Genomic DNA, 10684 nt, shown 5'->3' with positions numbered 1-10684 from the left:
CTCTTTCGCGTTCCGAAGGGGCTGTCCCGCCGTCGCGGGGTGGCCCCTTTTTCGCGTTCCCCCGAGGCGCTGGGTTTCCCCGGAGGCGCTGGCGACGGCTCACCGCCCCCACCCTGCACCGGCGGGGGCTTACCGCCTCCCACCCTGCACCGGCAAGGGCTCGCAGCCCCTCCCCGCCCACCTCGCCTCCCACCCGCCTCCCATCCGCGTCGCCCTCCCTCACGCTTGTCAAGCGCCGGTACGGCGAGCACCCTCCGCGGACGTGAACGGCGCAACACGCACGACGCCCGCCGGCCAGGGCCCGCCACCCTCCCGGCCACCTCGCCCTCCCAACCGCGACGCCCTCCCCGACGCTTGTCAAGCGCCGGTGCGGCGAGCACCCTCCGCGGACGTGATCGGCGCAACGCGCACGGCGCTCAGCTCCGTCCCGCCGCTTGTCCGGCGCCGGTGAGGTGAAAGGCTGAGCGGGCGTGTTCGGCGCAACGCGTACGGCGGCCGGGACTGTCCCCGCGTGTCCCTAGTGACATCTCGCTCTGAGTCTGCGTCCCGCCGCTTGTTCCGGAGAGCGAGTGGGCGGGGACGGTGCAGCGTGCCGCAGCGGGGCCCTGGACCGGGGACCACTGTGCAACAGCGGGCCGCTGTGTGACCGCTGGGCAGAATGCGGCAGCGGGGTCTTGGGTGGGTCACCTAGATGTGGAGGTGGCCGGAGGTGATGGTGATGGCGTGGCCGGCCAGGTCCACTCGGGGGCCGCGGAGGGTGATGTGGATGAGGCCGCCTCTTTGGGATAGCTGGGAGGCGGTCATCGTGGTGCGGGCCAGCCGCGGCGCCCAGTAGGGGGCCAGGGCGCAGTGGGCGGAGCCGGTTACCGGGTCTTCGGGGACGCCGACCTTCGGGGCGAAGAAACGGGATACGAAGTCCGTGGAAACGCCGCGGGCCGTGACGATTACCGCACGTGCCGCCAGGTGTGACAAGGCGGTGATGTCCGGGGATAGGGTGCGGACTTGTTCTTCGGATTCGAGCTCCACCAGCAGATCGTCTTTTGCGGTGCTGACCTGCACCGGGACGACGCCGAGCGCTTTTGCCAGGCCGGCTGGAGGAGTGGCGGGCGTCACTTCCTTGGCGGGAAAGTCCATTGTGATCATGCCATCTGTGGTGCGATTCACAGACAGGATTCCGCTGGCGGTCTCGAATTTGAGTTGGCCGCTCGCGGCGCCGGTCGAAAACAGGACGTGGGCCGTGGCGAGGGTGGCGTGCCCGCAGAGGGAGACCTCGACAGCGGGGGTGAACCAGCGCAGTGAATTGTCCAGCAGGAATGCCGTCTCCGACAGGCCGATCTCGGCCGCTACCGCCTGCATCCAGGCCGCGGGCGCGGAGGACTCCAAGAGACAGACCGCCGCTGGATTACCCCTGAACGCCACATCGGTGAAGGCGTCCACGGTGTAGACACGCATGGTTTGGATGCTATAGGCCGCTTGTAATCCAGCTGCAACCAGGGTGCTAGCCGTACAAAATGGAATAAGTGCTGGGCGTGTCGCATGGCGAACGAGGAATCGTCGGTTACCGTCCAATGTGTGGGGACGTGCCGATTACGGTGAGTTCCTGAGGAAAGGACATACCGATGGGGGCAGTGCGCAAGGTGGTGAGCTACCTTGGCCTGGGCGGCGTCGATCCTTACGACGAGGCCTACGAAGAAGAGCAGTACGAAGACGAGTACATGCCGGCGTCCGAGAGGGCGGCGAAGAGGTGGAGGTCCACCTCTGAGTCGTCACGCATTGTGATGGTGCAGCCGTTGAAGTACAACGACGCGCCGATGATCGGTCAGCACTTCCGCGAGGGGCAGACGGTCATCATGGACGTCACCGGCATGCCGATGCCCGAGGCGACCCGGATGGTCGACTTCGCCGCGGGACTTGCCTATGGGTGCGAAGGGCGGATCGAGCGCATCGCCGACCGCGTCTTCCTGCTCGCGCCGGCGCATGTGGAGATCGAGACCACCTAGGCGGCGCGAGGGCCGCGGCGGATCAACCGGTTGACATCGGTTGAGTCCTCCGCTGCCTGTTTGGCGCGGGCTTCGGCCTCGCGGGCGTAGGCGTGGAGAGCCCACACCGCGCCGTCGGCGAGTTCGCGAAGCTCGCTGAGTTGAGCGGTGACGTAACGACTATCCGCTTCGTTGGCCTGGTGGCGTTTGCGAAGTAGCCAGCCTCCCAGGCCGAGCATGGCCACGCCCAGCACTGCGAACAGGCCATGAACCACGAAGGCGACCACGGCGGCCACGCCGAGGGCGAGCAGCGCGTAGGCCGCGATCGGCGGTCGGCGCGGGATGATGCCCGTCGCCACGATCTCTTGTTCTGCCTGTGCGAACGATTCCTGGTCCGGCCCTTCCGGGTGGAGCACGATGCGGTGCCCCAGGAGCGACACGGTGACGGTCGCGGGCGGCACCAGCTGGGTGTCGGACTCCAACTCGTCGGCGAACTCGCGCAGGATCGGCGCGGCCACGTGCAGGGCGATCGCCGCGAGGTGCGGATCGGCGCCGGGACGCAGGTCGTCCAGCAGATGCGCGGTCAGCGACCCCATGGGGCCCTCGGGGCCGCCGAGGCCGATCAGCGAGCGCAGCACCGCGATCGGCTCGTCCTCCGCCCAGGTGGTGGCGGGGCTGCCGGCGCTGTTCGTGAGCGGCGTGGAGGCCTCGTGGTCGGCCTGTTTGGCCGAGGTGATCTCGGTGCAGCGAGCGCGGAGCCGGGCGAGGCGGGCAGCGGCCTGTGCGGGACGGGCCAGTTCCGGGATCTCCGCCATTTCCGGAAAGTCCACGAGCGACTCGGGCACGACCACCGACGGCTCGCCGGGCGCGAGCGCCTGCACCCAGGCGCGCGGGTCGGCTTCTTCCTGTACGGCCAGCGCGTCCAGCTTCCGGAGCACGAAGATCTTGCCGGCCGGGCCGTACGCGCCACGGGCGGCGGCCAGCCACAACCCCCGCTGCCCATGCGTGACGGGCCGCTCGGTGGACAGCTCGCCGAAGGCGGTGCCGAGCCAGGAGGCGTGGATGCGACCGCCGTGGCCGGCGACGGCGAGCGCGAGGCAGAGGAACAACGCGGTCTTCTGCTGGTCGCGGCCGGCGGCTCTGGTCAGGGGTTCGATCGGATCGTCGCCGGACAGGATGGCGACCAGCGCTTCCACGGCGGGCGGCAGCCAGTAGCCGGGCACGTCGTGGAGTTCGTGTGTCTGAGGCGGCGCGGAGCCGTTGGCGGCCAGGTGCGCCAGCAGGGCCTCAGCGTAGCGGTGAAGCTCAGTCGCAGCTGGGGGGCTTGCGGTCAGATCCGTGCTCAAGGCGGAAACTCCCCCAAATATCGGCCTCACATTCATGACCGCGTAAAGCCTAGCCGGGGGGCGCGCCAACCAGAGGGAGGCGCGCCCACCGCCGCGTCTGAAGAGGGCGAGAAACCCCTCCAGACCTGGGCGAAGCAGGCGTGCACGTTAGCACGACATGTCTTACATACGGTCGGGTACCGGGACGCCCAAGAGGTCGAGTCCGGTTTCGATGACGCGCAGGGTCAGCGCGCACAGGGCCAGCCTGGACGCGCGGGTCTCGGCGTCGACGCCTTCCTTGAGAACGGGGCACTGCTCGTAGAAGGTGCTGAACAGGCTCGCGGTCTCGAAGAGGTACGCGCACAGGCGATGGGGCTCGATCAGGCTGCCCACCTGCTCGACGACGCTGCCGAACGACAGCAGGTGAAGGGCGAGCGCGCGCTCGGCCTCCTCGCCCAGCAGGATCGGGCCGGTCACCGCGGCGGCCTCGACCTCGCCCCTGCGGAAGATCGACCGGATCCGGGCGGTGGCGTACTGCATGTACGGGCCGGTGTTGCCGGTGAAGCCCAGCATGCGGTCGAAGTCGAAGACGTACTCGCTGTCGTGGCTGACCGACAGGTCGGCGTACTTCACCGCGCCCATGCCGACGCCGTGGGCGATCTCGGCCTTGGTGGTCTCGTCGTAGCCGCGGTCGTCGATGGCGGCCGTCGCCCGGTCAACCGCCTCGTGCAGCAGGTCCATCAGCTTGACCGACGCGCCGGAACGGGTCTTGAACCGCTTGCCGTCCTTGCCGAGCATCATCCCGATCTGGATGTGTTCGGCGGAGACGGTGTCGGGCAGCCAGCCGGCCTGCTCGGCGGCGGCGAACACCATCCGGAAGTGGAGGGCCTGGTCGGCGCCGACGACGTAGAGGATCCGGTCGGCCTTGAGGTCGTCGACCCGGTAGCGGATGGCGGCCATGTCGGTGGAGGCGTAGCCGTACCCGCCGTCGCTCTTCCTGATGATGAGCGGCAGCGGCTTGTCGTCGGAACCGGTGAAGCCGGGCGGGAACAGGCAGAGCGCGCCCTCGCTGACGACGGCGACGCCCATCGCCTGCAGGTCGTCACAGGTCTTTTCGAGCATGGGGTTGTACATGCTCTCGCCGGCGATGTCGGCGTCGGTGAGCGTGACGCCGAGTATGTCGTAGAGCTTGTTGAAGTAGCGGATGGTCGCTTCCATGAAGACGTGCCAGAGCCGCATGGTCTCGGGGTCGCCGGACTGCAGCGTGGTCACCCGGACGCGCGAGCGGGTCTTGAACGTCTCGTCGCCCTCGAACTTGGCACGGGCCGCCTGGTAATACTCGGTGCTGGCGCCGGCTTCGAGCTGCGCGACGGCGGCGTCCTCGCCGATGTCCAGCAGATGCTCGATGAGCATGCCGAACGGCGTGCCCCAGTCGCCCAGGTGGTTCTGCCGGATGACGGTGTGGCCGAGGTGCTCGAGCGTGCGGGCCATGGCGTCGCCCACGATGGTGGTGCGCAGGTGGCCGACGTGCATCTCCTTGGCCGCGTTGGGCGCGGAGTAGTCGATCACGATGCGCTGCGGCGGCGTGCTCTGGCCGACGCCCGCGCGGGGGTCGGCGAGCATGCGCCCGGCCTCGCCGGCGATCCAGGAGGAGTCGAGCGTGATGTTCAGGAAGCCGGGACCGGACACTTCCACCGTGCCGGGGAAGTCCGACATCTGCGCGCTGATGACCTCGGCGACCTCCCGCGGCGCCCGTCGCAGTCGCTTGCCCAGGCTCATCGCGACGTTCGCCTGGAAGTCGGCGAACTGGGAGGGCCGGATCAGCGGGTCTGCGTCGGCGTACTCGGCGCCGAACGCGTTGGCCAGCGCCTGCTGGACGCGCTCGGTGAGCACTAGCTGCGGGTCGGTCATGTCTTAAGGGTACCGGTGACCTTGACCGCGATACTGATGGCGACGGCGGCCACCACGGACACTCCGAGCGCGAGCAGGTCGTTGCTCACGTCGGAGGGCGCGAGTGCGAAGAACCACCTGGTCAGCGGCACGGCGAAGGACACGGCGAACAGCACGGCCATGGCCGCGATCAGCACGATCTTCCACCACAGCAGCGGCCGCGCCACCAGGACCAGCACCCACCAGGTCGTGAGGAAGAGCGTGATGACCGCGGTGGTGCGGTCCTGGGTGAGCGTGGACGTCCCGGAGTGCGCCGCCCAGAACGAGAAGAACACCGCCGCCGCGCAGATCACCCCGGCCGGTACGGCGAAGCGCAGCACCCGTGGCACGAACCCGGGGCGGGACCGCTCGTTGCTGGGCGCCAGCGCCAGGAAGAACGCCGGAATGCCGATCGTCAGCGCGTTGACCAGCGTCGAGTGCCGCGGCTCGAACGGGAACATCAGCCCGAGCACCCCCACCAGCAGCGACAGCACGATGGCGTAGAAGGTCTTGGTGAGGAACAGGTTCGAGACCCGCTCGATGTTGGCCAGCACCCGCCGCCCCTCGGCCACGACGTACGGCAGCGTCGCGAACCGGTTGTCCAGCAGCACCACCTGCGCCACCGCCTTGGTGGCCGGGCTGCCCGCGCCCATGGCGATGCCGAGATCGGCGTCCTTGAGCGCGAGCACGTCGTTGACGCCGTCGCCGGTCATCGCGACCGTGTGCCCGCGCGACTGCAGCGCCCCGACGAACTGCCGCTTCTGCACCGGTGTGACCCGCCCGAAGACGGTGTTCTTCTCCAGGATGTCGGCGAGTTTTTCCGGGTCGTTCTCGGGGAGTGTGCGGGCGTCCACGGCGCGTTCGCCGCCGGGGATGCCGAGCCCGACGGCGATGGCGGAGACGGCCTCGGGGTTGTCGCCGGAGATGACCTTGACGGTGACGTTCTGCCGGGCGAAGTAGGCCAGCGTCTCCTTGGCGTCGGGCCGGATGCGCTGCTTGAGCGTGACGAGCGCGACGGGCTCGGCCGTGCCCTCGCCGTCCAGCGACGAGGTACGGCACAGCGCCAGAACCCTCGCCCCGGTCGCGGCCAGTTCGGCGGCCCCCTCGAAGCCCTCGCTGCCCGGTTCGAGAAGGATGTCGGGAGCCCCGAGCACCCACGGGCCGTGCTCGGCGAAGTCGGCCCCGCTCCACTTCCTGGCCGAGGAGAACGGCACCGCCTCGGTGGCCGCCCACCCCGGCGGCATGGCCGGGAAGCGCTCCTTGATGGCCTGCGCGGTCGGGTTGGGGCGCGGGTCGACGTTGGCCAGGGCGGCGAGGGCGTCGTCGACCGGTTCGCCGCCGCGCAGCGGGAGCACTTCGTCGAGGTCCATGCCGCCGGCGGTGAGGGTGCCGGTCTTGTCGACGCAGAGCACGTCCACGCGGGCCAGGCCCTCGATGGCGGGCAGTTCCTGGACCAGGGTGTTGCGCTGGCCGAGCCGTACCACGCCGACGGCGAAGGCGATCGAGGTCATCAGCACCAGGCCTTCGGGGATCATGGTGACGATGCCGGCGACCGCGCCGGTGATGGCGGTGCCGAAGTCGGCCTCGTTGCGTACCTGGCTCCAGATCAGCAGCGCGCCGATGGGGATGACCAGGTAGGTGATGTACCGGATGAACTTGGTGATGCCGTCGCGCAGTTCGGAGCGGGCCAGGCCGAACTTGCTGGCCTCCTCGGTGAGCTTGGCGGCGTAGGCCTCGGCGCCGACCTTGGTGGCGACGAACGCGCCGCTGCCCGCGACCGCGAAGCTGCCGGACAGCACCTCGTCGCCCGGCTGCTTGTGTACGGCGTCCGCCTCGCCGGTGAGCAGCGACTCGTCGATCTCCATCCCGTCGGAGGCCACGACCTCGCCGTCGACCAGCAGCCGGTCGCCAGGACCGATCAGGATGAGGTCGCCCCGGACCACGGCGCGCGGCTCGATCTCCTGGTCCCTGCCGTCGCGGCGGACGCGGACCGGCGCCTCGTTGACCACGGCCAGCTTGTCGAGGGTGGCCTTGGCGCGTAGCTCCTGGACGATGCCGATGAGCGCGTTGAAGACGATGACCAGGCCGAACAGGCCGTTCTGCCACTCGCCGAAGATCATGATCAGCGCCCAGAGGATCGCGATCACCAGGTTGAACAGCGTGAACACATTGGCCCTGATGATGGCCCACAGCGAGCGGCTGGAGCGCCGCGGTGCGTCGTTACGTGGCGCGACGGCCACCTGAGCGGAAGTCAGCCCGTCCACACAACCCCCCGATGTTGTGGATCACCGGCAAAACACTACGGGGTCACCACAGGCGATGGGTGCGATGGGTGGCGGCGACGCGCTCGCCGACGCGGGTGACGATGCCGCCCTTGGCGAGGTCGGCGGCGAGCTGGCAGGCGGCGCTGACACTGGGCGCCTTCGACGATCCGTGCGCGATGACGACGGTGCCGTTCAGGCCGAGGAGTACGGCCCCGCCGTAGGCCTCGGCGTCGAGGCGGCGGTTCAGTTCGCGCAGCGTGGAGCGTTGCAGGATGGCGCCGAGCTTGGCCATGCGGCTGTCGCCGATGGCCCCCCTGAGCTCGCCGAAGGCGTAGCGGACCGAGCCCTCCATCGTCTTGAGCGCCACGTTGCCGGTGAAGCCGTCGGTGACGATCACGTCGGCGGCGCCGGTGAGCAGGTCGTAGCCCTCGACGTTGCCGACGAAGTGGAGGGAGGGGGAGGCGAGGAGGAGTTCGTGGGCGCGGCGGACCAGCTTGTTGCCCTTCTCCGCCTCGCTGCCGATGGTGAGCAGGGCGACGCGGGGTTTGCCGATGCCGTAGGCGGTCTCGGCGTAGGCGGCGCCCAGGTGCGCGAACTGGACCAGCATCTCCGGTTTGACCTCGGCGTTCGCGCCGGCGTCCAGGAGGAGGGCGGGGTTGGGGCGGGTGGGCAGGGCCACGGCGATGGCCGGGCGCAGCACGCCCTGCTGTCCTTTGAGCCGAAGGCGGCCGGTGGCCACGATTCCGGCCGTGGATCCGGCTGACACGACGGCACTGGCGTTGCCCTGCCGTACCAGGTGGCAGGCGATCGCGATGCTGGAGCGGGGGCGGCGCAGGCTCGCCAGCGCGCCCTCGTCCATCGCGAGGGCCTCCTCGGCCCGCACGATCGGGATCTCCTTGGTGGCGCCGTGGTCGGCGAGGCTCTCGTAGAGCACGCGGGGCGGGCCGACGAGCACCACGGACAGGCCGCGCTCGCGCACGGCGTGGACCGCGCCGCCGATGATCTCGTGCGGCGCGTGGTCGCCGCCCATGGCGTCCAGTGCGATCGGCTTAATGTCGGACAACTCTCACCCCACACGCATCGTAGGCAGGTGGGGCGGCAGCCGTTACGCCAGGTTCCAGTCTGAGACCCCGCGCGTCACGATGACCTTGGAAAACGCGGAGGTGCCTGTCACCCGGATGAGTGGTCCGTCGCCCTCGACGCCGCCGGAGACGTTGCGCTTGCCGAACGCCGAGCCGCCCTCGTCGACCACCCTGGCATTGTCGGGCACCCGGACGATGACCTTGCTGAACCGGGCGGCGATGTGCAGGGTGATCTCGCGGCCGGGCAGGACGGCGTCGGACAGGTCCACGATCATCGCGCCGAAGCGGGCGTTCAGCCGGGTGTGGCGGGAGGCGACCCAGCGGCCCTTTCTGATGATCTTGCTGAAAGTGGAGTTGATGTTCTGACGCTCGACCACGACGGGGGTGGACACGCCGGTGATGTCGGGCAGGTCGCGGGTCAGGGGGATGAGTTCGCCGACCGTTTTGGCGGAATATGTGACATCCAGCCGGTCCGCGTGCTCGACTGTGGTGAGTCGTCCGGTGGCCAGGGCCTCGCTCAGCACCGCGGCGACTCGATCGCGGTCGGCATCTGAGGCACGCAGGACGGGATCGTCGGTCACAAACCGCAGTGTATGCCCTCTCGCGATATGTCGCGATAGGTAGTCCTCAGGAGAATCTTGGGTCCCAGCGGAACCAGAAGTGGCTTCGCACGCGTCCGGGTATAAGAACCCTAGACGCACGACTGGGTCGAGAGGTTTACATCCGATCGAACAAAAAAGATGGGAAAGGCCTAGTGATCTTGAACCAGGCAGGAACGCGACGCTTTCGGGCGTACACGTCCAAGCACCTCGACGAGCTGTTGCTGCGTGCGGGGCTCAGCGAGGAGGAACGTCTGAAGGTGCGCGCCGTCGCGACGGTGCTGCCCTTTCGGACCAACGCCTACGTCGTGGATGAACTCATAGATTGGTCGGCAGCGCCCGACGACCCGATGTACCGCCTCGTCTTCCCGCTGGCAGACATGCTGCCCGCGGCCGACGTGGCCAGGCTCGCCGACCTTCTCAAGGCCGAAGCGCCGACCGCCGAGCTGAACGCGGAAGCCAACAAGGTACGCGCGCAGCTCAACCCGCATCCCGCGGGGCAGATGGAGCTCAACGTCCCGCGCATCGGCAGGGAACCGGTGCCCGGCATGCAACACAAGTACCCGGAGACCGTGCTCTTCTTCCCCAAACAGGGGCAGACCTGTCACGCGTACTGCACGTACTGCTTCCGCTGGGCCCAGTTCGTCGGCGACGCGGACCTCAAGTTCGCCTCCGACGACATCGACCAGCTGGTGTCATACGTACGCCAGCATCCCGAGGTCACCAGCGTCCTGCTCACCGGCGGCGACCCCATGATCATGGGTGAGCCGGTGCTCAAGCGCTACATCGAGCCGCTGCTGGAGGTCGAGCAGCTCGAATCCATCAGAATCGGCACCAAGTCGCTGGCCTACTGGCCACAGCGATTCACCACCGACCCGGACGCCGACGACACGCTCCGCCTGTTCGAGCAGGTCGTCGCGGCCGGGAAGAACCTCGCCTTCATGGCTCACTTCTCGCACCTGCGCGAGCTGGACTCGCCGCTGGTGGAATCCGCAGTGGAGCGGATTCTCGGCACGGGGGCGACCATCAGGACGCAGGCTCCGCTGATCCGGTCGATCAACGACGATCCGGCCATCTGGTCAGGCATGTGGAAGCGGCAGCTGCGTATGGGGATGATCCCGTACTACATGTTCGTCGAGCGCGACACGGGACCACAGGACTACTTCGCGGTTCCGCTGGCCGACGCGTACGAGGTCTTCCGTGAGGCCTACGCCTCCGTCTCCGGGCTCTGCCGCACGGTGCGCGGGCCTTCGATGTCGGCCACGCCCGGCAAGGTGTGTGTGGACGGCGTCACCGAGATCGCCGGCCAGAAGGTCTTCGTGCTTCACCTCATCCAGGCACGCGATCCTTCGCTCGTCGGCCGGCCGTTCTTCGCACAGTACGACCCGCAGGCCGTCTGGCTGACGGACCTGCGCCCGGCGTTCGCCGACAGGTTCCCTTTCGAGACCGGCGTCGCCACCGCCAGGCTGTCCGCCTGACGGTTCCAACCGAGCCCCCAGCCCGTGA

Annotated in this window: 8 protein-coding genes; 2 read left to right on the top strand and 6 right to left on the bottom strand. The window is 68.8% G+C overall.

All coding sequences use genetic code 11. The annotated features are described in order from the left end of the window. Positions 1-687 precede the first annotated feature (687 nt). The gene (locus tag ACFWY5_RS55380) at positions 688-1452 is read right to left on the bottom strand and encodes a PhzF family phenazine biosynthesis protein (protein ID WP_379639991.1); all 765 of its coding nucleotides are present in this window, start codon (positions 1450-1452) and stop codon (positions 688-690) included. A 167-nt stretch (positions 1453-1619) separates the two neighbouring features. Between ACFWY5_RS55380 and ACFWY5_RS55375 the strand changes: the two genes are divergently transcribed. Then, the gene (locus ACFWY5_RS55375; RefSeq protein WP_184976456.1) at positions 1620-2000 is read left to right on the top strand and encodes a cell division protein SepF; all 381 of its coding nucleotides are present in this window, start codon (positions 1620-1622) and stop codon (positions 1998-2000) included. On the opposite strand, the gene ACFWY5_RS55370 is transcribed toward ACFWY5_RS55375, so the two are convergent. From ACFWY5_RS55370 to ACFWY5_RS55350, 5 genes are all read right to left on the bottom strand, one after another. Continuing rightward, positions 1997-3325, bottom strand: coding sequence for a hypothetical protein (locus ACFWY5_RS55370; protein ID WP_379639990.1), 1329 nt, complete (start codon positions 3323-3325; stop codon positions 1997-1999). The genes ACFWY5_RS55375 and ACFWY5_RS55370 overlap by 4 nt on opposite strands. A 162-nt stretch (positions 3326-3487) precedes the next feature. Beyond that, positions 3488-5215, bottom strand: coding sequence for an arginine--tRNA ligase (gene argS, locus ACFWY5_RS55365; RefSeq protein WP_379639989.1), 1728 nt, complete (start codon positions 5213-5215; stop codon positions 3488-3490). After that, positions 5212-7497, bottom strand: a complete 2286-nt coding sequence (locus ACFWY5_RS55360) for an HAD-IC family P-type ATPase (protein ID WP_379639987.1) — start codon at positions 7495-7497, stop codon at positions 5212-5214. The genes argS and ACFWY5_RS55360 overlap by 4 nt, the downstream gene beginning before the upstream one ends. A 43-nt stretch (positions 7498-7540) precedes the next feature. Further along, positions 7541-8560 (bottom strand): phosphate acyltransferase PlsX, encoded by a 1020-nt coding sequence (gene plsX / locus ACFWY5_RS55355; RefSeq protein WP_379639986.1) that lies wholly within the window; start codon positions 8558-8560, stop codon positions 7541-7543. A gap of 42 nt (positions 8561-8602) precedes the next feature. Continuing rightward, on the bottom strand, positions 8603-9160 hold the full coding sequence (locus ACFWY5_RS55350) for a DUF1707 domain-containing protein (RefSeq protein ID WP_379639984.1): 558 nt from the start codon (positions 9158-9160) through the stop codon (positions 8603-8605). Between the two features lie 173 nt (positions 9161-9333). On the opposite strand from ACFWY5_RS55350, the gene ACFWY5_RS55345 reads away from it, so the two are divergent. Continuing rightward, entirely contained in the window at positions 9334-10656 is a 1323-nt protein-coding gene (locus tag ACFWY5_RS55345; protein ID WP_379639983.1) for a KamA family radical SAM protein, read from the top strand. Positions 10657-10684 lie beyond the last annotated feature (28 nt).

This window comes from Nonomuraea sp. NPDC059007 (assembly GCF_042740555.1).
GTDB lineage: Bacteria > Actinomycetota > Actinomycetes > Streptosporangiales > Streptosporangiaceae > Nonomuraea.
This window is presented reverse-complemented; position numbering and strand designations above follow the sequence as displayed.

Excerpts from the sequence above, each read along its gene's own strand:
- ACFWY5_RS55380 (WP_379639991.1), bottom strand. The coding sequence starts at position 1,452 with ATGCGTGTCTACACCGTGGACGCCTTCACCGATGTGGCGTTCAGGGGT.
- ACFWY5_RS55375 (WP_184976456.1), top strand. The coding sequence starts at position 1,620 with ATGGGGGCAGTGCGCAAGGTGGTGAGCTACCTTGGCCTGGGCGGCGTC.
- argS (WP_379639989.1), bottom strand. The coding sequence starts at position 5,215 with ATGACCGACCCGCAGCTAGTGCTCACCGAGCGCGTCCAGCAGGCGCTG.